23 protein-coding genes are annotated in these 22,946 nt (G+C 64.8%); 19 read left to right on the top strand and 4 right to left on the bottom strand.

The features are described from left to right. The first annotated feature begins 1 nt into the window (after position 1). The 4 genes from PVW27_RS06120 to PVW27_RS06105 all read left to right on the top strand — a co-directional run bounded on the left by PVW27_RS06120 (position 2) and on the right by PVW27_RS06105 (position 4,187). Positions 2 to 706 carry a glutathione S-transferase family protein gene (locus PVW27_RS06120; RefSeq protein ID WP_274556026.1) on the top strand — a complete coding sequence of 235 codons (705 nt, stop codon included), beginning with the start codon at positions 2 to 4 and terminating at the stop codon, positions 704 to 706. After that, a complete protein-coding gene (locus PVW27_RS06115) occupies positions 706 to 2,079 on the top strand; it encodes an L-serine ammonia-lyase (RefSeq protein WP_274556025.1) in 1,374 nt (457 codons plus the stop codon). The genes PVW27_RS06120 and PVW27_RS06115 overlap by 1 nt, the downstream gene beginning before the upstream one ends. 101 nt (positions 2,080 to 2,180) lie before the next feature. Next, positions 2,181 to 3,119, top strand: a complete 939-nt coding sequence (locus tag PVW27_RS06110; protein WP_274556024.1) for a DMT family transporter — start codon at positions 2,181 to 2,183, stop codon at positions 3,117 to 3,119. A gap of 114 nt (positions 3,120 to 3,233) precedes the next feature. Next, complete coding sequence (locus tag PVW27_RS06105; protein WP_274556023.1) at positions 3,234 to 4,187, top strand: DMT family transporter; 954 nt, start codon at positions 3,234 to 3,236, stop codon at positions 4,185 to 4,187. Here PVW27_RS06105 and PVW27_RS06100 read toward each other — a convergent pair. Further along, the gene (locus PVW27_RS06100; RefSeq protein ID WP_274556022.1) at positions 4,172 to 4,849 is read right to left on the bottom strand and encodes a thiamine diphosphokinase; all 678 of its coding nucleotides are present in this window, start codon (positions 4,847 to 4,849) and stop codon (positions 4,172 to 4,174) included. The genes PVW27_RS06105 and PVW27_RS06100 overlap by 16 nt on opposite strands. A 223-nt stretch (positions 4,850 to 5,072) precedes the next feature. On the opposite strand from PVW27_RS06100, the gene PVW27_RS06095 reads away from it, so the two are divergent. Next, the gene (locus tag PVW27_RS06095) at positions 5,073 to 7,124 is read left to right on the top strand and encodes a hypothetical protein (protein ID WP_274556021.1); all 2,052 of its coding nucleotides are present in this window, start codon (positions 5,073 to 5,075) and stop codon (positions 7,122 to 7,124) included. Positions 7,125 to 7,201: 77 nt separating this feature from the next. On the opposite strand, the gene PVW27_RS06090 is transcribed toward PVW27_RS06095, so the two are convergent. Both PVW27_RS06090 and PVW27_RS06085 read right to left on the bottom strand, forming a co-directional pair. Further along, a complete protein-coding gene (locus PVW27_RS06090) occupies positions 7,202 to 7,438 on the bottom strand; it encodes a DUF2842 domain-containing protein (RefSeq protein WP_274556020.1) in 237 nt (78 codons plus the stop codon). Positions 7,439 to 7,460: 22 nt separating this feature from the next. After that, entirely contained in the window at positions 7,461 to 8,753 is a 1,293-nt protein-coding gene (locus PVW27_RS06085) for an adenylosuccinate synthase (RefSeq protein WP_274556019.1), read from the bottom strand. A gap of 220 nt (positions 8,754 to 8,973) precedes the next feature. Between PVW27_RS06085 and secG the strand changes: the two genes are divergently transcribed. Together secG and PVW27_RS06075 are read left to right on the top strand one after the other, a co-directional pair. Then, positions 8,974 to 9,330 carry a preprotein translocase subunit SecG gene (gene secG / locus PVW27_RS06080; protein WP_274556018.1) on the top strand — a complete coding sequence of 119 codons (357 nt, stop codon included), beginning with the start codon at positions 8,974 to 8,976 and terminating at the stop codon, positions 9,328 to 9,330. A gap of 171 nt (positions 9,331 to 9,501) precedes the next feature. Continuing rightward, positions 9,502 to 11,145, top strand: coding sequence for a CTP synthase (locus PVW27_RS06075; protein ID WP_274556016.1), 1,644 nt, complete (start codon positions 9,502 to 9,504; stop codon positions 11,143 to 11,145). Positions 11,146 to 11,157: 12 nt separating this feature from the next. Here PVW27_RS06075 and PVW27_RS06070 read toward each other — a convergent pair whose 3' ends face one another. Next, positions 11,158 to 11,715, bottom strand: coding sequence for a hypothetical protein (locus tag PVW27_RS06070; protein WP_274556015.1), 558 nt, complete (start codon positions 11,713 to 11,715; stop codon positions 11,158 to 11,160). Between the two features lie 72 nt (positions 11,716 to 11,787). On the opposite strand from PVW27_RS06070, the gene PVW27_RS06065 reads away from it, so the two are divergent. The 12 genes from PVW27_RS06065 to PVW27_RS06010 all read left to right on the top strand — a co-directional run bounded on the left by PVW27_RS06065 (position 11,788) and on the right by PVW27_RS06010 (position 22,903). Beyond that, positions 11,788 to 12,660 (top strand): hypothetical protein, encoded by an 873-nt coding sequence (locus tag PVW27_RS06065; protein ID WP_274556014.1) that lies wholly within the window; start codon positions 11,788 to 11,790, stop codon positions 12,658 to 12,660. Then, complete coding sequence (locus PVW27_RS06060; protein ID WP_274556013.1) at positions 12,620 to 13,063, top strand: tellurite resistance TerB family protein; 444 nt, start codon at positions 12,620 to 12,622, stop codon at positions 13,061 to 13,063. The genes PVW27_RS06065 and PVW27_RS06060 overlap by 41 nt, the downstream gene beginning before the upstream one ends. 75 nt (positions 13,064 to 13,138) lie before the next feature. Next, on the top strand, positions 13,139 to 13,582 hold the full coding sequence (locus tag PVW27_RS06055) for a tellurite resistance TerB family protein (RefSeq protein ID WP_274556012.1): 444 nt from the start codon (positions 13,139 to 13,141) through the stop codon (positions 13,580 to 13,582). Further along, a complete protein-coding gene (locus PVW27_RS06050) occupies positions 13,579 to 14,322 on the top strand; it encodes a phosphate/phosphite/phosphonate ABC transporter substrate-binding protein (RefSeq protein ID WP_274556010.1) in 744 nt (247 codons plus the stop codon). Before PVW27_RS06055 ends, PVW27_RS06050 begins: the two co-directional genes overlap by 4 nt. 147 nt (positions 14,323 to 14,469) lie before the next feature. Continuing rightward, positions 14,470 to 15,246 carry an ABC transporter ATP-binding protein gene (locus PVW27_RS06045; protein ID WP_274556008.1) on the top strand — a complete coding sequence of 259 codons (777 nt, stop codon included), beginning with the start codon at positions 14,470 to 14,472 and terminating at the stop codon, positions 15,244 to 15,246. Positions 15,247 to 15,317: 71 nt separating this feature from the next. After that, complete coding sequence (locus tag PVW27_RS06040; RefSeq protein WP_274556133.1) at positions 15,318 to 16,046, top strand: transporter substrate-binding domain-containing protein; 729 nt, start codon at positions 15,318 to 15,320, stop codon at positions 16,044 to 16,046. 96 nt (positions 16,047 to 16,142) lie between these two features. After that, positions 16,143 to 17,027, top strand: coding sequence for an ABC transporter permease (locus tag PVW27_RS06035; protein WP_274556007.1), 885 nt, complete (start codon positions 16,143 to 16,145; stop codon positions 17,025 to 17,027). Next, a complete protein-coding gene (locus PVW27_RS06030) occupies positions 17,024 to 17,830 on the top strand; it encodes an ABC transporter permease (protein WP_274556005.1) in 807 nt (268 codons plus the stop codon). Before PVW27_RS06035 ends, PVW27_RS06030 begins: the two co-directional genes overlap by 4 nt. A gap of 187 nt (positions 17,831 to 18,017) precedes the next feature. Next, positions 18,018 to 19,352 (top strand): glutamine synthetase family protein, encoded by a 1,335-nt coding sequence (locus PVW27_RS06025; protein ID WP_274556003.1) that lies wholly within the window; start codon positions 18,018 to 18,020, stop codon positions 19,350 to 19,352. Between the two features lie 106 nt (positions 19,353 to 19,458). After that, entirely contained in the window at positions 19,459 to 20,136 is a 678-nt protein-coding gene (locus PVW27_RS06020; protein ID WP_274556002.1) for a type 1 glutamine amidotransferase, read from the top strand. Position 20,137: 1 nt separating this feature from the next. After that, positions 20,138 to 21,496, top strand: coding sequence for a glutamine synthetase family protein (locus PVW27_RS06015; protein ID WP_274556000.1), 1,359 nt, complete (start codon positions 20,138 to 20,140; stop codon positions 21,494 to 21,496). Between the two features lie 102 nt (positions 21,497 to 21,598). Next, a complete protein-coding gene (locus PVW27_RS06010) occupies positions 21,599 to 22,903 on the top strand; it encodes an NAD(P)/FAD-dependent oxidoreductase (RefSeq protein WP_274555998.1) in 1,305 nt (434 codons plus the stop codon). Positions 22,904 to 22,946: the final 43 nt, after the last annotated feature.

Below are 22,946 nucleotides of genomic sequence, written 5' to 3'. Positions count from 1 at the left end.
CATGACGCACCGCTACCGCCTGCATTACGCGCCCGACAACGCATCCTTGATCATCCGGCTGGCGCTGGAGGAATTGCACCTGCCTTACACGGCGGTGCTGGTGGACCGCAAAGCACAGGCGCAGCGGTCGGCGCCTTATCTGGCGCTGAATCCGCATGGGCGCATCCCGGTGCTGGAAACCCCGGATGGCGCGATCTTCGAGACGGGCGCGATCCTGCTCTGGCTGGCGGACAGGCATGGCGGGCTGTGTCCCGCGCCGGATCACCCCGACCGGGGGGATGCGCTGAAATGGCTGTTTTTCCTGTCGAACACGCTGCATGCGGAACTGAGGATGCTGTTCTACCCCGAGATCTATATCGGTCCTGACCCCGCGCATCATGCCGCCCTGCGCGATGGCCTGCGCGTCTCGCTCGCCGCCCATCTGGCGCGGCTGGAGGCTGTGGCGGGTGCAGGGCATGCGTGGCTGAACGGCGACACCCCCACGGTGCTGGACCTCTATCTGGCGGCCTGCCTGCGCTGGATCGCGCTTTATCCCCGTGATAGGGCAGGCTGGTGGGACCGGGACGCGGCCCCGCATCTGGCAAGGCTGTGCGCGCGGATCGAGGCGCGGCCCGCCACCCGTGCCTGTGCCATGGCCGAGGGGTTGGGAGAGCATCCCTTCACCCTGCCCGATTATCCGATCCCGCCTGAAGGAAGTGCTACATAATGTTCCTGTCCGTTTTCGAGATGTTCAAGGTCGGCATCGGCCCCTCATCCTCCCACACGATGGGGCCGATGGTGGCCGCCGCGCGGTTTCTGGACCTGTTGCGCAGCCAGCCTTTCACGGCGCACGGGCTGCGCGCGTCATTGCATGGGTCGCTGGCCTTTACCGGGGTGGGCCATGCCACGGACCGCGCCACGATTCTGGGTCTGGCGGGGTTGAAGCCGGACAGTTACGACCATGAAAAGGCCGAAGCCTTGATGATCAGCATCCGTGACACAAAGGTGATCGAGGTTGATGGCCTGCCGCCCTTGCATTTCGATCCGCTGGCCGATCTGGTCTTCGATTTCGGCCCCGCCCTGCCGGGCCACGCCAATGGAATGAAACTGATGGCCACCGACAAGCAGGGCGACGTCATCCTGCGCGAGACCTATTATTCCATCGGCGGCGGCTTCGTGATGACAGAGGCCGAACTGGCCGCAGGCAAGGACACGGATGATGGCGCGCCGGTGCCCTATCCGTTCAAATCCGCCGACGAGATGCTGGCGATGGCGAAAGCCTCGGGCAAGACCATCGCCGAAATGAAACGCGCCAATGAGCTGTCGCGGCGTCCGCGCACGGAACTGGACCACGGGATCAAGCGCATTTGGCAGGTGATGAATGACTGCATCGACCGGGGGTTGGAGCATGACGGCATCCTGCCCGGTGGGTTGAACGTGCGCCGCCGGGCGCGCGGCATCCATCAGGCGCTTTTGGCCGAGCGCGGGCTGAACCTGACCGCGCCGCATGTCATCAACGACTGGATGAGCACCTATGCCATGGCCGTGAACGAGGAGAACGCGGCCGGGGGGCAGGTCGTCACCGCGCCCACCAATGGGGCGGCGGGGGTGATGCCCGCAGTGATCCGCTACTGGCTGGATCATGTGCCGGGGGCGAATCCGGCCCGCGTGGATGAATTCCTGCTGACCGCTGCCGCCATCGGGGGGCTGGTGAAATACAACGCCTCGATCTCGGGGGCCGAGGCCGGGTGTCAGGCGGAAGTGGGCAGCGCCGCCGCCATGGCCGCCGCTGGCCTGTGCGCCGTTCTGGGTGGCACACCCGAGCAGATCGAGAACGCGGCCGAAATCGCGCTGGAACATCATCTGGGCATGACCTGCGACCCGGTCAAAGGGCTGGTGCAGGTGCCCTGTATCGAACGCAACGGGCTGGGTGCCATCAAGGCGGTATCGGCGGCGTCCTTGGCGATGCGCGGCGACGGGCAGCATCTTGTGTCGCTGGATGTCTGCATCGAGACGATGCGCCAGACCGGCGAGGACATGTCCGAGAAGTATAAAGAGACATCCCTTGGCGGGCTGGCAGTCAATGTGCCCAACTGCTGATGCGCGGGGCGCGGGGCGGGGATTTTGAGTATTTTTGGCAAGATGAAAGGCGCGTCGCTTTTGGCATGGCAGGGGCGCGCGAGGCGCGGTAAGGCCGGGATATGAGTGATATCCGCGCGCCTTCCCTTCCCTATCTGAATGACCGCGTCGTGCTGGGCGTGGTCTTGATGCTGGGCTTTTGCCTGACGGCGCCGCTGATTGATGTGGCGTCGAAACTGGCGGCGCAGACCATCCCGGTGGGGCAGATCACAACCGCGCGGTTCATCGTGCAGGGCGCGCTGATGCTGCCGCTCTGCTGGTTGATGGGGCATGCGCTGCGCCTGCCGCCGGGGGTGGCGGGGCGGCTGGTGCTGCGGGCGCTGTTCCTGATCCTGTCCACGTATTTCTTCGTGGCCGCCGTGAAGGTGATGCCCATCGCCGATGCGCTGGTGATCGTATTCGTGGAGCCGTTCATCCTGCTGCTGCTGGGCAAATACATGTATGGCGAGGAAGTGGGGCCGCGCCGTCTGGGGGCCAGCGTGGTGGGATTTGCAGGCGCGCTTCTGGTGATCCAGCCAAGCCTTGCCGCCTTTGGTCTGGTGGCGCTGTTTCCGCTGGGTACGGCGCTGTTCTTCGCCTTCTACATGCTGGTGACGCGCAGCCTGTCGCGGCAGATGCATCCGGTGCCGATGCAGTTTCATACATCGGCCATTGCGGCGCTGATCTGCCTGCCCTTCATGGTGCTGGGGATGGGCATCGAGATCCCCACGATCAGCCCGGTCTGGCCGGCGGGGATCGAGTGGACATGGCTTTTCGCCGTGGGCGCGGCCTCGGCCCTGTCGCATCTGATGATCAGCTATGCGCTGCGCTTTGCGCCCTCGGCCACGGTGGCGCCCCTGCATTATCTGGAAATCCTGAGCGCGGTCGCCTTTGGCTGGCTGTTCTTTTCGGACCTGCCCAATGCGATGACCTTCGCAGGCATGGCGGTGATCACGGCGTCGGGTCTGTATATCTTTCACCGCGAAAGGGTGCAGGAGCGGGCCGCGCGGAAAACCGGCTGAGCGCGCATCGCCTGCGATTGCCATTGTCGAAGCGCCCAAGATTTTGTGTTTGCGCATGTTTTTCCGCGCAAAACCGGTTCCCACTTTTGCGCAACATGCTTTAGCGTGGCGCGCATGACAACGACCACGCCCCCCGCCCTTCATCCCCCTGACCGCCCGCTGCTGGGTATCCTGCTGATGCTTGGCTTTTGCGCCGTGGCCCCCATGGCCGATGCTGTGGCCAAGATCCTTGGCGAAACCGTGCCCCTGATGATGGCGGTCTTTGCCCGATTCGCGGTGCAGGCGATCCTGCTGGTACCGCTGGTGATCACCGGCGGGCGGGTCTGGCGCCTGAAGGGGCGGATGCTGCATCTGGTGATCCTGCGCACCGCGCTGCATATCGCGGGGATCACGCTGATGTTCAGCGCGCTGACATTCCTGCCGCTGGCCGATGCCATCGCCATCGCCTTCGTCATGCCCTTCGTGCTGCTGTTGCTGGGGCATCTCATCCTCAAGGAAGAGGTCGGCCCCCGCCGCCTGATCGCCTGTATCGTGGGCTTCATCGGCACGCTGCTGGTGATCCAGCCAAGTTTCGCGGAAGTCGGCTGGCCCGCCCTGCTGCCCGTGGGCGTGGCGGTGGTCTTTGCCGCCTTCATCCTTGTCACCCGGCTGGTCGCGCGCGACACCGACCCGATCGGGTTGCAGGCGGTCAGCGGCGTCATGGCCAGCGTTGTGCTGCTGCCGGTGCTGCTGATCTTTGGCAGCAGCGACAGCGGGCCGGATCAGTTGCGCCTGATGATCCCCGATGCCCGCGACTGGGGCCTGCTCATCGGGGTGGGTGTGCTGGGCACGGTGGGGCACCTGCTGATGACATGGTCGCTGCGCTATGCCCCCGCCGCGACATTGGCCCCGATGCAATATCTGGAGATCCCCTTCGCCACCGTGATCGGCTGGCTGATCTGGCGCGACCTGCCCGACGGTCTGGCCGCCATCGGCATCACGATCACGATCGCCTCGGGCCTCTATATCGTGATGCGCGAGCGCAACCTCAGCCGGGATGCCGCCCGGCTGGCTCAATCCCAGCCATAGGGACGGTCCAGCAGGGTCGCAACCAGTTGCCCCAGCACCCCGCGCGGCAGGAACAGCAGCATCTTGGGCGCGGTCACCGCCAGCCAGATCGGCCCCGTCGCGCGATTGGACGTGCCCACGCGGCCATCGGGCGCGAAGCTCAGGCCCCCGACGGGCCAGTGCAACCCTTCGGACTTTGCCTCGACCGCGCCCATGGGAAAAAGCGAGACGGTCGCCCCCGGCTCCAGATCCAGCCGCAGCGCGGGCGGGGCCAGCATCACGATCTCGCGCGGGCCGACAAGAATGCAGCGCTGCCGGTAGTGGCGCACCAGACTATTGAAGGCCGCCATCTGATGATCCAGACGCGGGCCAGTGAAGCCCAGCCCCAGCACCACAGGTGCGCGGATCGCCATCAGGCATTTGTCGAAATCCGTGCTGTCCTGTTCGTCGATCCGGTGGATCCTGTCCGCCTGCAACCGGGCGCGCGTGGCGGGCGACAGCGAATCCATATCGCCGATCACCGCCTCGGGGACATGTCCCGCCGCCAGCGCCGCCGTCGCACCGCCATCGGCGGCAACCAGCCGTGGACCAAGACCAAGGACCTGTGCCAGGGTCTCGGCATCGGTCTGACCGCCGCCGATCAGGGTGACAGGCTCATCGGCGTGGACAATGACATCTTGCATGGCGGGATTAACGTCCTTTCAGGAAACAGATCACAATGTAAACACAAAATGATACGGTAAATATCGAAGATTCGTTCAGGTTTCGACGCCTATCACATGGTAAACACATGGATTACAGGCAAAAGAAAGCGAGTGACCAATGGTGAGCACCAGCAAGATTCTTACGGTCTCCTATGGAACATTTTCATGCACGCTTGAAGGATTCGACGATTCTTTCGAGACCATGAAGGCCATTGCGGAGTATTTCCGGGATCTCGCCGCGGAGGATCGGTATTTCGGCGCGGAACCGCCGGTGCCGGATGCCGACATGCTGGCCCGCATCGCCGAGCGCGAGATCGCCCGCCGGGTCGAGGCGCGTGAGGAACGCGGCAGCATCGTGCTGCGCGCCGCACCTTATGGGGCCGTGGCCGCACCGCTGGCCCCGCAACCCGCCGCAGCTTTTGCCCCTGCCCCCACAGCACCCCAAGCCGCCCCGCAGGCCGCCCCCGTGTCCCAACCCGCTGCGACGGCCGCCGTGGCCCAGCCTGTGGCCGAAGCGCCCGCACCGACGCCAGCCCCGGCCTGGTCCGACACGGAGAATGCTGCGGCCGCCGAAGCGCCCGCCGCAGACGAATGGGAAGACGTCTCGCTTGAGGATTTCTCGACCGAGGAGGTGGCGACGCCTGCCGCCGCCGCGCCGCAGCGACCGACCCCTGTCCCGCATCCCGATCCGGACAGCGTGGCGGCCAAGTTGCAGCGCATCCGCGACGTGGTCACCAAGACCGCGGCCACCCCTGCGCCCGACGCCTATTCCGAGGATGAACATGCCGAGAGCTTCCTTGCGGAAGCAACCGCAAGCATCGAGACCGCCCTGGCCCAGGACGCTGCCGCCGATCAGGACACCGATGAGGAGGATGGCGACGAGATCGCAGCCCTGCTGAGCCGTCTGACCGGCGACGCGCAGCCTGCGGAGGCTGTCGCAGAAGCGCCGGTTGATGAGGAAGTGGCGGAAGATCACGCCGATGAGGGCGTTGCGCAGGATCTGGATGCGGCACTGATCGCCGACGATCTGGCCGAAGACGATCTGGTCGCCGAAGATCTGCCCGATGCCGAGTTGGACGACACGGCCGGGGATGATCAGCCCGACGCGGGCGGTATCGTTCTGGATCAGGTGGACGAGGACGATCTGGCCCCTGCCGCCCTGTCCGGTCGCGTCATCAAGATCAAGCGCGAGGATTTCGAAGCCGCCCTCGCGAGCGGCGCATTGGTCGCCGCCGATGAGGACGAGGCCGAGACCTCTGCCGCTGACGAGAATGAGTCGCCCGCCCCGCGCGCCGATACGCTGCGGATCCGGCCCGATGCCGACCTCAGCCCTGAGGAAGAAGACGACCTGCGCCGCGAACTGGCCGCCGTCGAGGCGGAACTGGTCGACATCTACCGCGACACCGAGGATCACGCCGATCCCCGCGCGACCAGCGCCTTCGATGACGAAGAAGATGATGATCTGACCTCGCTTTTCGACGAGGATGACGAGGAAGATGCCGCACAGGACAGCAGACCGCTTGTGCTGCGCGATCCACGCGAGCAACTGGTCAATGTCCGCGCCGAGGATGACATGTCGCGCCTGATGGCCAAAGCCGAAAGCGCCATGACCGAACCCGAAAGCGCCAGCCGCCGCAATGCCATCGCGCATCTGCGCGCCGCTGTGGCCGCGACCAAGGCCGAACAGTCGGCAGGCAACATCCCCGTCCGCGATCCTGCGGCCAATGCGTTCCGCGATGATCTGGCCAGTGTGGTGCGCCCGCGCCGCCCGGTGGGTGAGACCGCCTCTGCCACGCCGCGCCCTGCCGAGACGCGCCCCGCGCCGCTCAAGCTGGTGGCCGAGCAGCGCGTCGATCTGCAGATGGATCGCACCGCCTCGCCCGTGCGGCCGCGCCGGGTGTCGCTTGCCCCCACCGCGGACGAGGCCGAAGCGCCCGCCACCAGTCCTGCCGCCCCGGCCGTGGCCGAGGGCGAGTTTGCCGATTTCGCCCGCAAGATGGCGGCAACCGCCCTGCCCGACGTGCTGGAGGCCGCCGCGGCCTATCTTGTGCATGTGGAGGGACAGGCCGAATTCTCGCGCCCGCAACTGATGAGCAAGGCCCGTCAGGGTGCGTCCTCGTCGCTCAGCCGCGAGGACGGTCTGCGCGCTTTCGGCCAGTTGCTGCGTCAGGGCAAGATCCAGAAGATCCGGGGCGGGCGCTTCACCGCGGCCGAGGATATCGGCTTCAAACCCGCCGCCCGCCGCGCTGGCTAAACCCTGTCCAAGGATCCCGAACGAAAAAAGGGCGACCGCTTCGGTCGCCCTTTGTCATGTCCGCGCGTCGGCGTCGGTCAGCCCTTGTCGCTGTCCCGCGGCGCGTCCGGGTCGGCCTGACCGATACCGCGGAACACGAATTTGAAGGGCATCATCCACAAGAAGCCCAAACCCACAAAGATCAGCAGTTCCAGCCATAGCGGCGGGCGGTCGAACATCTCGACCACGTTCACCGCCACGGTAATATAGACCGGCAGACCGATCAGCAGGATCACCAGTGACCAGCGACGGCGGGCCTTGTAACTCAGCGCCATGGGCTTTCCCCGTCTGTGTGTCTCAATCCTCGAACGGGTCGGTCACGAGGATCGTATCCTCCCGCTCGGGTGAGGTGGACAGTAGCGCGACAGGGCAGTCGATCAACTCCTCGACGCGGCGGACATATTTGATCGCCGCCGCAGGCAGGTCGGCCCAGCTGCGCGCGCCTTCGGTCGATTCGCTCCAGCCCGGCAATTCCTCGTAGATGGGCTTGCAGCGCGCCTGATGATCGGCGGCGGTGGGCAGATAGTCGATCCGCGCGCCGTCCAGTTCGTAACCGACGCAGATCTTCAGCGTCTCGAACCCGTCCAGGACGTCCAGCTTGGTCAGGGCGATCCCGTTGACGCCCGATGTCGCGCAGGTCTGGCGCACCAGCACCGCATCGAACCAGCCGCAGCGGCGCTTGCGCCCGGTATTGGTGCCGAATTCATGCCCGCGCTCGCCCAGACGTTCTCCGTCCGCGTCATGCAGTTCCGCCGGGAACGGGCCTTCGCCCACGCGGGTCGTATAGGCCTTGACGATACCCAGCACGAAATCAATCGCCCCCGGCCCAAGGCCCACGCCCGTGGCCGCCTGCCCCGCGATGACATTGGACGAGGTGACATAGGGATAGGTGCCGAAGTCGATATCCAGAAGCGCCCCCTGCGCCCCCTCGAACAGGATGCGCTTGCCCGCCTTGCGCTTGTCGTTCAGCACTTTCCAGACGGGCGCGGCGTATTCCAGCACCGCAGGCGCGATCTCGGCCAGCGCCTTGATCAGCGCGGCGCGGTCCACCGGTTCCATCCCCAGACCCCGGCGCAGCGCATCGTGGTGCACCAGAGCACGGTCCACGCGGCTTTCCAGCGTGGCGGAATCGGCCAGATCGGCCACGCGGATGGCGCGACGACCAACCTTGTCCTCATAGGCGGGGCCGATGCCGCGCCCGGTGGTGCCAATCTTGGCCACACCCACAGCCTCTTCCCGCGCGCGGTCCAACTCGCCATGGAAGGGCAGGATCAGGGGGGTATTCTCCGCGATCATCAGGGTTTCCGGGGTGATCGAGACGCCACGCTCGCGCAGGCTGGCGATCTCCTTGACCAGATGCCAGGGGTCCAGCACCACGCCATTGCCGATCACGCTCAGCTTGCCGCCGCGCACGATGCCCGAGGGCAGGATCGCCAGTTTGAAGACATTGCCGTCGATGACCAGCGTGTGGCCCGCATTGTGTCCGCCCTGAAAGCGCGCGATCACATCGGCGCGCTCGGACAGCCAATCGACGATCTTGCCTTTGCCCTCATCGCCCCATTGGGCCCCGACTACCACCACGTTCGCCATTGCGAGTCCTTCTTTGCTGGATCAAACCCGCGCCTTCATATCGACCCATGCGGCCACATGAAACCGGAAACTGGAGGGCACCCCCCCAATCACACCGCTTTCTGCACCGCTTGCCAGGCAGGACATGAGGCCGCCCCGTTTCGCGGGTTGCCCCGCGTGATCAAATTGCCTAGATAGCACGGCAGAACACGGCCCACCCAGACCAGTCAGGCGATCGTCCATGGAAAACGTCATCCTCATCATCCACCTTCTTCTGGCGCTGGCGCTGATCGGCGTCGTGCTGATGCAGCGGTCCGAGGGCGGCGGTCTTGGCATGGGTGGCGGCGGTGGTGGCGTGATGTCGGGCCGCTCGGCGGCGACGGCGCTGGCCAAGGTGACATGGGTTCTGGCGATTGCCTTCATCTGCACCTCGATCACGCTGACCATCATCGCGGCGCAGAAATCGGCAGGCTCTTCGGTGCTGGACCGCATCGGGACCGAAAGGTCGGCCCCGGCGGCCGATCCGGCGGTGCCGGCAGGCGATTTGCTGCCCCCGCCCGCTGGCGACAACGCCCCGCTGGTGCCGCGCGCCGACTGATCCACAAGGGATTGAGACACCATCGCTCGCCGCAACATCATGTTGCGGCCAGCTTGCCTTTTGTCCGCGAATCCTCTATGGGTCAAATCCCGTGGTGCTGCGGTCGGAGACATCCGCAAAAGGCGCTAATTCGCTGAGAGACGCAGCCTGAACGACGGGGGACGCCAACCGATGGCACGCTATATTTTCATCACGGGCGGGGTTGTATCGTCGCTGGGCAAGGGTCTGGCTTCGGCGGCTTTGGGCGCACTGTTGCAGGCGCGCGGCTTTTCCGTGCGGTTGCGCAAGCTGGACCCCTATCTGAACGTCGATCCCGGCACGATGTCGCCTTTCGAGCATGGAGAGGTGTTCGTGACAGATGACGGCGCGGAAACCGATCTGGACCTTGGCCATTACGAGCGCTTCACCGGCGTGGCCGCGCGCAAGACCGACTCGGTCAGTTCCGGGCGCATCTATTCCAACGTGCTGGAAAAGGAACGCCGTGGCGATTACCTGGGCAAGACCATTCAGGTGATCCCGCATGTCACCAACGAGATCAAGGATTTCCTGGCGGTAGGCTCCGACGAGGTCGATTTCATGCTGTGCGAGATCGGCGGCACCGTCGGCGATATCGAGGGCCTGCCGTTCTTCGAGGCGATCCGCCAGTTTTCCCATGACCGCCCGCGCGGCCAGTGCATCTTTATGCATCTGACGCTGCTGCCCTATCTGGCGGCGAGCGGCGAGTTGAAGACGAAACCCACCCAGCACTCGGTCAAGGAATTGCAAAGCATCGGTATCGCGCCCGATATCCTTGTCTGCCGGTCGGAACATCCGATCCCGGAAAAGGAACGCGAGAAGATCGCGCTGTTCTGCAACGTCCGCAAAGAGGCGGTTGTTGCCGCCTATGACCTGAACTCGATCTATGAGGCGCCGCTGGCCTATCACCGCGAAGGTCTGGATCAGGCCGTGCTTGACGCGTTCCAGATCAGCCCCGCCCCGCGCCCCGACCTGACCGTGTGGGAGGATGTGGTGGACCGCATCCACAATACCGATGGCGCGGTGAACGTGGCCATCGTGGGCAAATACACCCAGCTTGAGGATGCCTATAAATCCATCAAGGAGGCTTTGACCCATGGCGGCATGGCCAACCGGGTCAAGGTCAATGTGGAATGGGTCGATGCCGAGATTTTCGACACCCAGGACCCCGCCCCGTATCTGGAGGGTTTCCACGCCATTCTGGTGCCCGGCGGGTTTGGCGAGCGCGGCACGGAGGGCAAGATCAAGGCCGCCGAATTCGCCCGCACCCGCAACATCCCCTATCTGGGCATCTGTCTGGGCATGCAGATGGCCGTGATCGAGGCCGCGCGCAATGTGGCGGGCCTGACCACCGCCGGGTCCGAGGAGTTCGACCACGAATCCGGCAAGAAGCGGTTTGAACCTGTGGTCTATCACCTCAAGGAATGGGTGCAGGGCAACCACAAGGTCGAACGCAAACTGGGTGACGACAAAGGCGGCACCATGCGTCTGGGCGCCTATGACGCGACTCTGGCACCGGGGTCACTGGTGGCGCGCGTCTACGGCACCACCACGATCGAGGAACGCCACCGCCACCGCTATGAGGTGGATATCCGCTACCGCGAAAAACTGGAAAGCTGCGGGCTGCAATTCTCGGGCATGTCCCCCGATGGCAGCCTGCCAGAGATCGTGGAATGGAAGGATCACCCGTGGTTCATCGGCGTGCAGTTCCACCCCGAGCTGAAGTCGAAACCCTTCGCGCCGCATCCGCTTTTCGCCGATTTCGTGCGCGCCGCCGTGGAAACCTCGCGTCTGGTCTGAGGCTGTGCGGCCTCAGTTCTCCAACTCGCAGGGTGGCTTGATCTGACGCTCGCGCCGCAGCATCCGCGCAAGGCGCTTCCACAGGCTGTCCAGTGCCGCAGGTTCGACCGGGCGCTGCACGATGATGGGGCGGGCGGGCCCTGTCACCTGAATGTCCAGCAGGCTGTTGTCAAACACCCAGCGGCCCGAGCGTCCGGCCGTCCCGTCCACCCGCTGACGCTCGATCCAGAGCTGCATCTGCCCGCGTGCATGGCCCAGACCGCGCTCGGGATCGGGCAGGTAGAAGCCACAGGCAATGCGCCGGTGGATACTGTCCAGAAGATTGCAGCGCGCCTGCGCCTGCGGCAGCAGGTCAGTCTTGGCAATCATGTTGTAACGTTCTGGCAAGCCTTTGAAAAACACCTGTGCCGCCGTTTCCAGATCCACACCTTTGCGCGACATCATCCGCCGCAGCCGGTCCAGATCGTCGCCGTCCCAATCGAAGGACAGCGCCTCATGCCGCAAAGGCCCGGCCACCGCTTCGGCAGTGCCCGCGATATGGTAACCCGTCGGTTCCGAGGCGCTGGTCATGGCAGACTGTCCCTTCGCGCTGTAACATCGCACCACGCTGGCACCGCAAAAGGGTGAATTTGAGGAGCGAATGTGACAAGCCTGTGCAACCTGCGCTATTATTCCGCAATCGCGCGTCGGTGCGGCGTGGCCGCGCTGATCTTCTGCACCGCGATCTGGGCGGGCGGCCCGGCCCAAGCCGACTCCATCCTGCCTCGCCCCTATGAGGTGCTGCGACAGGAACTTGACCGGATCGAAGGGTTCGAGGCATGGCCCGCCCGCCCCGAACCGGGCCATCTTCTGTCTGCCCCCCATCGCGGCGATGGCATCCGGGTCGCCAGCCATTTCACCGGACAATCCCCCGCCATCCTGACGCAGCAGACGGGGGCGCGTTTCGACACGCTCGCCATCGCCCGCGCCTTGCCCCCCTTGCAGCTTGAGACAGGCCCGCCGGATCAGGGCATCGCCATCGCGCAGCATCGCGGCTTTGGATCGAACGCGGTCTTTCCCATCGGGCCAGACGGGTTTGCGGCCCTGTCGGGACGTGGCGAGGGGTCGCTGGCGATCCTGTTCGATCACGATCAGGCCGCGGTGGGCCTGCTGGTCCATGCCGATTACGCCGATCCGCTGGGCACGCGCCCCGCCCCGCGCGGCACGGTCGAGGTAATCGTGCTGGACCGCGACGGCCATGTTCTGGCCCGCCCCGTCACAGGGCTGTCCAGCGGACTCACCGCGTTGGGCTTCGGCACCGCCAGCGGCGCACCCGCCATCGCGGGGCTTGTGGTGCTGAACACCGATCCGGGCGGGATCGCGGTGGATGATATCCTCTATTCGCGCGTTGCCGTCATGGGCAGAATGCAACAGTCACCACTCAACCGCAGGGCGGTATCTTGGCACGCTGACAGGCGCGCGATACTCTCGCCGCATGCTTGGAAAACTGCTCAAATCCTTCCGCTCCAGCCATGAGGTGCCGCTGCCGCAACCGGACGCGCAACTGGCGCTTGGCGCGCTGATGGTGCGGGTGGCCAAGTCCGATCACAGCTACAAACTGACCGAGATTCAGCGCATCGACCGCCTGCTGGCACGGCTGTTCGGCCTGAACCCGGTCGCGGCGGCCAAGATGCGCGCCACCTGCGAAAAGCTGGACGCCCGCGCGCCGCATACCGATGCGTTCGCCGAACTGATCCGGGCGGAACTGGATCACGCGCATCGCCTCTCCGCGCTCGAGGCGCTGTGCGAGGTGATGCTGGCCGATGGCATGCCCCATGTCGAAGAGATCGAGGAAATCCACACCACCCGCGTCATGTTGGGTCTGGACGAGGCGGATCTTCACGAAGCCCTGACCCGCGCCCGCGCCGAGAGCGGTTGACCTGTGCACCATACGCCTCATCCTTAGGGGTCAACGCGGCCTCTGCCGCATCATGCCAAAAGAAAGACCGCCCCGATGTTTGCCGATCTTCTGAAACGCCTGACCCAATCCAGCCCAGATCGCCCGCTGCCCGATGCGGATGCGCGTCTGGCGCTTGGCGCGCTGCTGGTGCGGATCGCCCGCGCCGATGGCGACTATGCCGAAACCGAACTGCACAGAATCGACCGCATCCTGATGCAGCGCTATGGTCTTGCCCCGCACGCCACCATTGCGCTGCGAAAAGAGGCAGAGGTGCTGGAAAGCGAGGCACCCGATACCGTGCGCTTCACCCGCGCGATCAAGGACGCCGTCCCCTATGAGGATCGTCTCGCCGTGATCGAGGCGCTGTGGCAGGTGGCGCTGGCCGATGGGGCCCGCGACGGGGCCGAGGATGCGCTGGTCCGCATGGTCTCGTCCATGCTGGGGGTCTCTGATCAGGACAGCGCCGTGGCGCGCCAACGGATACAGGCGCGCGGATGATCGCCAGCCTGCCGATGTATGACTGGCCCGAACTGCGGGCCGCGACGGATACATATTGGCAGGCGATCCGCGGCGCATTGGGCCATGGCCCTGCCGCGCTGACACGTGGGTTCACCGATTACATGGACCATTGGCAGCGGCCCGACCTGCTGCTGTCGCAGACCTGCGGGATGCCGTTCCGCACCCGCCTGCATGACAGGGTGACGCTGGTCGGAACGCCGGATTTCGGCCTGCCCGGCTGCGCGCCGGGCCATTATTGCAGCGTTCTGGTCGTGAACGCACAGGACGACCGCGCACAACTGTCTGATTTCGCTGGCGATATCTTCGCCTATAACGAGGGCGGATCGCAATCGGGCTGGGCCGCGCCGGCCACCTATTTTGCCGCGCATAACCTGCGCCTGACACGGCCATCGGCCACCGGATCGCACCGTGCCGCGCTGCGCGCCGTGGCCGAAGGCCGCGCCGCCATGGCCGCCATCGACGCCGTGACATGGGAACTGGCCCGTCGCCATGATCCCGCCACCGCCCGGCTGCGGGTGCTGGACCGCACCGCCCCCACCCCCGGCCTGCCCTATATCACCGCGCGCCACGCTGACCCCGCGCCCCTGGCCGCCGCCATCGCAACCGCCATCGCCGGGCTGGATGCGGACACGCGCGCCGCCCTGATGCTGCGCGGCCTCGTCCAGATCCCTGTCAGCGCCTATCTGTCCGTGCCCACGCCGGACGCGCCGGTGGCGTGAACCAGCCTCCGTTCCGGGCTTGACCAAGGGTCATTTCGCCCGCCACGGCGCGAATTCTTCCGTTTTGGAAGTTGCAATAGGCCATTTTTTCCGCCCTATTGTGACGCTAACATCACGATGAACCCGCCCTGAACAATGGACGCCCCCTTGACCGACGCCCCGCCTGTCATCGAGATCCGCAATCTGCACAAAGCCTATGGCGCGCTCGAAGTGCTCAAGGGCGTGGACATCTCGGCCCGGCGCGGCGATGTGGTCTCGCTGATCGGCTCCTCCGGCTCCGGCAAATCGACGTTGCTGCGCTGCGCCAATCTGCTTGAGGACAGCCAGCAGGGCGAGATCCTGTTCAAGGGCGAACCCGTGCGCTGGCGGGGGACGGGGCTGAACCGCCATCCGGCCGATCCGGGGCAGGTGCTGCGTATCCGCACCAATCTGTCCATGGTGTTCCAGCAGTTCAACCTGTGGTCCCACATGACGATCCTGCAAAACGTGATGGAAGCGCCCGTGACGGTGCTCAAGCGCGACCGGGCCGAGGTCGAGGCATCCGCCCGCCGCTATCTGGACAAGGTCGGCATCGGCGACAAATGCGACGCCTATCCCGCGCAGTTGTCGGGCGGGCAGCAGCAGCGCGCCGCCATCGCCCGCGCCCTGTGCATGGAGCCCGAGGCGCTTTTGTTCGACGAACCCACCTCGGCGCTTGATCCGGAACTGGAGCAGGAAGTGGTCAAGGTCATCAAGGATCTGGCCGCCGAGGGGCGCACGATGATGATCGTGACCCATGACATGCGCATGGCCGCCGATGTCTCGGATCACGTGGTCTTTCTGCATCTGGGCCGGATCGAGGAACAGGGACCGCCCGCCACCCTGTTCAGCGCGCCCAAGACAGAACGGCTGCAACAATTCCTGTCCGCCTCGGTCCCGGCCTGACCGGCGTTCCCCTTTCCTGACCAGTATCCTGTTTGCGTGCCTGTTACCCCCTTCACTAGGAGTTGATGACAATGAAGACACTGATCCTGACCACCGCCGCACTGGCCCTGACCGCAGGGATGGCGCTGGCCCAAAGCCAGACCATCCGCATGGGCACCGAAGGCGCCTACCCTCCCTACAACTTCCTCAACGACAAGGGCGAGGTTGACGGCTTCGAGCGCGAGGTCGGTGACGAGCTGTGCAAGCGGGCCGAGCTGACCTGCGAATGGGTCACCACCGATTGGGACGGCATCATCCCCAACCTCGTGTCGGGCAACTACGACACCATCATCGCGGGCATGAGCATCACCGCCGAACGCGATGAAGTGATTGATTTCACGCAAAACTACTTCCCCCCCGCAGCATCGGCCTATGTCGGCCTGACCGCGGATATCGACGTGACCAGCGCTGTCGTGTCGGCACAGGCCTCGACCATTCAGGCCGGCCATGTCGCGGCCAGCGGGGCCACCTTGCTGGAATTCGCCACGCCTGAAGAAACCGTCGCCTCGGTGCGCAACGGCGAGGCGGATGCCGTCTTTGCCGACAAGGATTACCTGATCCCGATCGTCGAGGAATCGGGCGGCGAACTCAGCTTCGTGGGCGAGGATGTCCAGCTGGGCGGCGGTATCGGCATCGGCCTGCGCGAAAGCGACACCGAGCTGCGCGCGAAATTCGACGCGGCCATCCAGTCGATGAAGGATGACGGCACGCTGAACACGCTGATCACCAAATGGTTCGGCGAAGACGCCGCAACCTTCTGATCCACGCCTGACAGGGGACGCCGCCACGGATGCGCGGCGCCCCCTGCTTCATCTTGCTGCAAATACTCAATCCGCACCTCCGCGTCAGGGCCCGTCATGTTCAGTTTCTGCACAGATCCAGCCACGCTGTCCGATCTGCCATGGATGGCCTGCTATCTGACGACCGGGAAACACCTGAATTTCTACTGGGCTTTCGGCACCGTGCTGCTGCTGCTGGCGATCACCGCGCCCGCGGCGCTGGCCTTCGGCTTTGCAGGCGCCTCGGCCGCGCGGTCGCGCTTTGCCCCGCTCAGCCTTGTCGGCAAGACCTATATCGCCATCGTGCGCGGCGTGCCCGACATCGCCTTTTTCCTGTTCTTCGTCATCGCACTGGATCAGGGGCTGGAATATCTCAAGCACCAATGGGTCTGCCCCGACTGGGATCAGGCGATCCGGCAGGGCAATGACTTCATCGTCTGTCAGGCGGCCAAGGTGCCGCTGGGCACCTCGCCCCAATGGGTCCACAAGACCTACAGCTTCTTCGTCGCCGCCTTCACCTTCGCCATCGTGTTCGGGGCTTTTGCCGCCAATGTCCTTTACGGGGCCATGCGCGCCGTGCCCCGCAGCCAGCTTGAAACCGCCGAGGCCTATGGCATGTCGCAGCGCCAGACATTCCGGCGCATCGTCGTGCCGCAGATGTGGGTCTATGCCCTGCCGGGCCTGTCGAATCTCTGGATGGTGCTGATCAAATCCACGCCGCTGCTGTTCCTGCTGGGGGTCGAGGATATCGTCTACTGGGCGCGTGAACTGGGCGGCTCCAAGACACCGCGCTTCACCGATTACCCGCATGGCGACTGGCGCATGTGGTATTTCCTTGTCCTGCTGGTCTTCTACCTTGCCTTCACCCGTGTGTCCGAGGTCGTGCTGGACCGCCTCATGGCGCGGCTCACGCTCGGGCAGGCCACCACGGGCGGCGAAGCCCAGCGAAGGGCCGAAACATGAGCTGCCTCCAGACCATCACGGATTACGGGCTGCGCAGCCTCGGATATGGCGAACGGCTGCTGCCGCGCTCGGATTTCACGCTCTGCCAGCAATTCACGCTGATCGGCTCGGGGCTGATCTGGAACGTCTATTTCGGCGTGCTGGCGCTGGCGGCGGGGTTCTTTCTGGCCACCGCGCTGGCCCTGGGCAAGGGTGCCCGCGCGCGGGTCATCCGCAAGCCGTCCGAATGGTTCATCTTCATCTTTCGCGGCTCGCCCCTCTTCATCCAGTTCTTCTTCGCCTATTTCCTGTTCCTCAGCCTGAAATCCGTGCATCCGGTCTTTGACCCGTTCAGTTCGGCCTGGCTGGGCGCGCTGGTGGTGCTGTTCTTCAACACCGCCGCCTATTCGGCCGAGATTTTCTATGGCGCGCTGAAATCCATCCCGCGCGGCGATGTCGAGGCGGCGGATGCCTACGGCATGTCGGGCTGGCCGCGCTTTCGCCGGATCATCTGGCCCACCATGCTGCGGCTGGCCTGGCCCGGCTACACGAACGAGGCGATCTTCCTGTTCCACGCCACGACGCTGGTGTTCTTTTCGGGCTTTCCCGCGCAGCAGCAAAAGGGCGACGCGCTTTACTACGCGCGGTATTTCGCGGATCAGACCTTCAACCCCTTCGTGCCCTACCCGATCCTTGCGGGCTATTTCATCCTGCTGACACTGGCCATCATCGGCCTCTTCGGGCTGGTCAACCGCCACCTGAACCGCCACCTGCCGCCCGAACAACGTCGCAAAATTCGCTTGCGTCCGAATCTGATCCGGTAGTATCAATATTTTGATCAAATTATTTGGGTGTGATCCGATCCGCTTTTTCTGATGCGGCGGGCAGCTACAACCTATCTCGTGAAATTTGATCATAAACAAAGGACCAAGGGCATGGACCTGATATCGTCGGGACGCGGCAATCGCGCCCTGTCGATGCATGCCAGCCCTCAACCCGTCAGGTGAGACGATGAAGAACTGGCTGAGAAAGCACCCCGAGGTGCGCACGATCCGCGTGGCCGCCGCCGATCTGAACGCCCAGGCGCGCGGCAAGCGCGTGCCCACGCGCTATGCCGACAAGGTGGTGGACGAGGGGACGCGCTTTCCGCTTTCCGTGCTGAACCTCGATATCTGGGGCGAGGATATCGATGACAGCCCTCTGGTGTTTGAAACCGGCGATGCCGACGGCGTGCTGAAACCGACCGAGCGTGGCTTCATGCCGATGCCCTGGCTGGAGGCGCCGACGGCGCTGCTGCCGATCTGGATGTTCCGCGAGGATGGCCGCCCCTATGAGGGCGATCCCCGCCACGCCCTGCGCGCCGTGGTGGACCGCTACAAGGCCCATGGCCTGACCCCCGTGGTCGCGGTCGAACTGGAATTCTTCCTGATCGACGACTCGGGCCGCAAGTTGCAGGTTCCGGTCAGCCCGCGCTCGGGCAAGCGGCGCAAGGCGGCGGAAACCCTGTCGATCCGCGCGCTGGATGCCTTCGATACCTTCTTCACCGACCTTTACGAGGCCTGCGAGGAGATGGACATCCCCGCCGACACCGCCATTTCCGAGGCAGGTCTGGGCCAGTTCGAAGTCAACCTCATGCATTGCGACGACGCCCTGCGCGCCGCCGACGATGCCTGGCTTTTCAAGATGCTGGTCAAGGGTCTGGCGCGGCGGCACGGCTTTGCCGCCTCCTTCATGGCCAAGCCCTATGAGGATTACGCAGGCTCCGGCCTTCACACACATTTCTCGGTTCTGGACGCAGAAGGACGCAACATTTTTGATGATGGCGGGCCTTTGGGCACAGAAAAGTTGCGCCATGCGGTGGCTGGCTGCCTGAACGCCATGTCTGGCTCGACGCTGATCTTCGCCCCGCACTGGAACAGCTATGACCGCCTTGTGCCCGACGCCCATGCCCCGACCGGCATCTGCTGGGGCTATGAGAACCGCACGGCGGCGGTGCGTATTCCGTCCGGCAGCAGCCGCGCCCGGCGGATCGAGCATCGCGTGGCTGGCGGCGACGTGAACCCCTATCTGATGCTGGCCGCCATCCTGGGGGCCGCGCTGAACGGGATCGAGGCACAGGCCGAACCACCCGCCCCGATCACCGGCAACGCCTATGCGCTGGACCTGCCGCAGGTGCCCACCACATGGGTCGATGCGATCAACACCTTCGAGACAAGTCCCGAAATCGCCGGCATCTTCGCCCCCGAACTGATCCGCAACTTCGTGCTGACCAAACGGCAGGAATTGCATTACATGGGCGAGTTGACCCCCGAAGAACGGGTCGAGATCTATCTCGACACCGTCTGACGCCATGGGATCGGGGGGCGGTCTTGCCCGCCCCCCCTTGCCCTGCCCCCCTTGCCGTGACACGGGGGCTTGGCTACCATGACGACCATTCCAAAACTGGTGTTCCATGAAAATCGGCATCCTGCAAACCGGCCATTCCCCTGACGAGGTCAGGGGCGCGCTTGGCGATTACTCCGACATGTTCGCGCGCCTTCTGGGCGGGCACGGCTTCGACTTCGTCACCTTCAACGTGGTGGATGGCCAATTCCCCGCAGGCCCGGATGATGCCGATGGCTGGCTGATCACCGGCTCCAAACACGGCGCCTATGAGGATCATCCCTGGATTCCCCCGCTGGAAGACCTGATCCGCGCCATACGCGATGCGGGCAAACCGCTGATCGGCGTCTGCTTCGGCCATCAGATCATCGCCCAGGCCCTTGGCGGCAAGGTCGAGAAATTCGCCGGCGGCTGGGCCGTGGGCCCCACCAATTACGATTTCGGGGACGAGATCATGACCCTGAACGCCTGGCATCAGGATCAGGTCACGGTCCTGCCCGAAGGCGCAAAGGTGCTGGCCTCCAACGATTTCTGCGCCAATGCCGCGCTTGCCTATGGCGACACCATCCTGACCATCCAACCCCATCCGGAATTCGGCAAACCGCTGCTTGACGGGCTGATCACCCACCGCGCCCCCGGTGTCGTGCCCGCAGACCAGATCGCCGCCGCCCGCGACAAGCTGGACGCGCCGCTGGATTCCGCCCGCTTTGCTGACCGCATGGCGGCCTTCCTCAAAAGGACCGCATGAGATGAAAGACTGGACCGACCACCTGCCCGAGGCCGCGCGCCTGTTTCTGGAAAACCGACGATTGGACGAGGTGGAATGCATCATCTCGGACCTGCCCGGCATCGCGCGCGGCAAGGCTGTGCCTGCCAGCAAATTCGCGCGGCAGGATTACTTCCACCTGCCGGATTCGATCTTCTACCAGACCATCACCGGCGACTGGGGCGAGGCGGCAGGTGCCGAAGGCTTCATCGAGCGCGACATGATCCTGCGCCCCGACATGAGCACCGCCACCGCTGCGCCCTGGACCGGCGACTGGACCCTTCAGGTGATCCACGACGCCTATGACCGCAAGGGCAACGCGATCCCCTTCGCCCCGCGCAACGTGCTCAAGCGCGTGATCGACCTTTATCACAAACAGGGATGGGAACCCGTCGTCGCCCCCGAGATGGAATTCTATCTGGTTGCGCGCAATCTGGACCCGGCCAAGAAGATCGAGCCGATGATGGGCCGCTCGGGCCGTCCCGCCGCCGCGCGTCAGGCCTATTCGATGACCGCCGTGGATGAATTCGGCCCCGTGATCGACGACATCTATGATTTCGCCGAAGCTCAGGGTTTCGAGATCGACGGCATCACCCAGGAAGGCGGCGCCGGGCAGCTGGAGATCAACCTGCTGCATGGCGATCCGATCAAGCTGGCCGATGAGGTGTTCTATTTCAAACGCCTGATCCGCGAAGCCGCGCTGCGCCACGACTGTTTCGCCACCTTCATGGCCAAACCCATCGCCGATGAACCCGGCAGCGCCATGCATATCCACCATTCCGTTCTTGACATGGAAACGGGGCAGAACCTTTTCTCCGGCCCGCAGGGCGGCGAGACGGATGCGTTTTTCCACTTCATCGGCGGCATGCAGAAACACCTGCCCTCGGCGATCGCGGTGCTGGCGCCCTATGTGAACAGCTATCGCCGCTATGTGGTGGGCCATGCCGCGCCCATCAATCTGGAATGGGGCCGCGACAACCGCACGACCGGCATCCGCGTGCCCCTGTCCAGCCCCGCCGCGCGCCGGGTGGAAAACCGTCTGGCGGGCATGGATTGCAACCCCTATCTGGGCATCGCCGCAAGTCTGGCCTGCGGCTATCTGGGCATGATGCAGGAAATCTGGCCCGAAAAGCAGTTCAAGGGCGACGCCTATGAGGGCGAGGGCGATATCCCCCGCGTGATGGGCGATGCGCTGGACCTGTTCGAGGAGGCCAAGGACCTGCACGAGGTGCTGGGCCCTGATTTCGCCCGCGTCTATTCCATCGTGAAGCGCACGGAATACGAAGAATTCCTGCAAGTCATCAGCCCGTGGGAGCGGGAACATCTGCTGTTGAACGTGTGATCGCGGGCGCTGGGGGGCGCTGCCCCCCGGCCTGCGGCCGCCCCCCGGGATATTTTCCGCAAAAAGAAACAGAACGTCCGTCACCAGAACAGGAGGGGCGCCGTGAACCTGCTATTTTCCAATGACCGTCAGGGCGAGTATCCGCCAAGCTGGTATGCCGCCACCGCCCATGACGCCCCGCGTCACCCGGCGTTGAAAGGCACGGCGCGGGCCGATGTCTGCGTCGTGGGCGCGGGCTACACGGGTCTCTCGGCGGCGCTCCATCTGGCGGAAGCGGGCTTTGACGTGGTGCTGCTGGAGGCGCATCGCGTGGGCTTCGGGGCCTCGGGGCGCAATGGCGGGCAGTTGGGATCGGGACAGCGACAGGATCAGGCCAGCCTTGAAAAGATGCTGGGCAAGCCTGCGGCGCGGCAATTGTGGGATCTGGGCGAGGAGGCCAAGGATCTGGTCAAGGGGCTGATCGCGCGGCATGGGATCGACTGCGATCTGAAACCCGGCGTCGCCTGGACCGGATTTTCCCCGCGCGAGGTGGATGACCTGCACCGCTATGCGGATCTCTTGCAGCGCGATTATGGCTACGCCGGGATCGAGGCGCTGGACGCGGCGGCCTGCCACGCGCTCTGCCCCTCGCCCGTCTATAAAGGCGGGGTGCTGGACATGGGGGCCGCGCATCTGCATCCGCTGAACTTCGCGCTGGGACTGGCCCGTGCGGCGGTGGCGGCGGGGGTGCGGATCTTCGAGAACAGCCATGTGCATCACATCACCGAGGGCGCAAGGATCGCCGTGCAGACCGGACAGGGACGGATCGAGGCGGATCACCTGATCCTGGCCTGCAACGGATACCTTGGCGGGTTGAACCGCAAGGTGGCCGCGCGGGTGATGCCCATCAACAATTTCATCGTGGCAACCGAACCGCTGGGCGATGACGCCGGCCGCGTGCTGACCCGCGACGTGGCGGTGGCGGACAGCAAATTCGTGGTCAATTACTTCCGCCTGAGTGCGGACAAGCGGCTTTTGTTCGGGGGCGGGGAATCCTATGGCTACCGTTTCCCGCGCGACATCGCGGCACTGGTGCGCAAGCCGATGTCCGAGATTTTTCCGCATCTGGCGGATATCCGTCTGGATTACGCCTGGGGCGGCACTTTGGCCATCACCATGAAACGCCTGCCCTATCTGGCCCGGGTGGCGCCCAATATCCTGTCCGCGTCGGGCTATTCCGGCCACGGTGTCGGCACCGCGACCCATGCGGGCTATCTCATGGCCAAGGCCATCGGCGGGCAGGCCGAAGGCTTCGACACCATGGCGCGCATTCCGACCACGCCCTTCCCCGGTGGCGCGGCCTTCCGCAACCCGCTGCTGGTCCTGGCGATGACATGGTATTCCCTGCGCGACCGTCTAGGGATCTGAGACAGAAACCCGCCTTGCGCGCATTTGGGGCTTGAGTGACAGC

This window comes from Seohaeicola sp. 4SK31 (assembly GCF_028802875.1).
Lineage (GTDB): Bacteria > Pseudomonadota > Alphaproteobacteria > Rhodobacterales > Rhodobacteraceae > Seohaeicola.
This window is presented reverse-complemented; position numbering and strand designations above follow the sequence as displayed.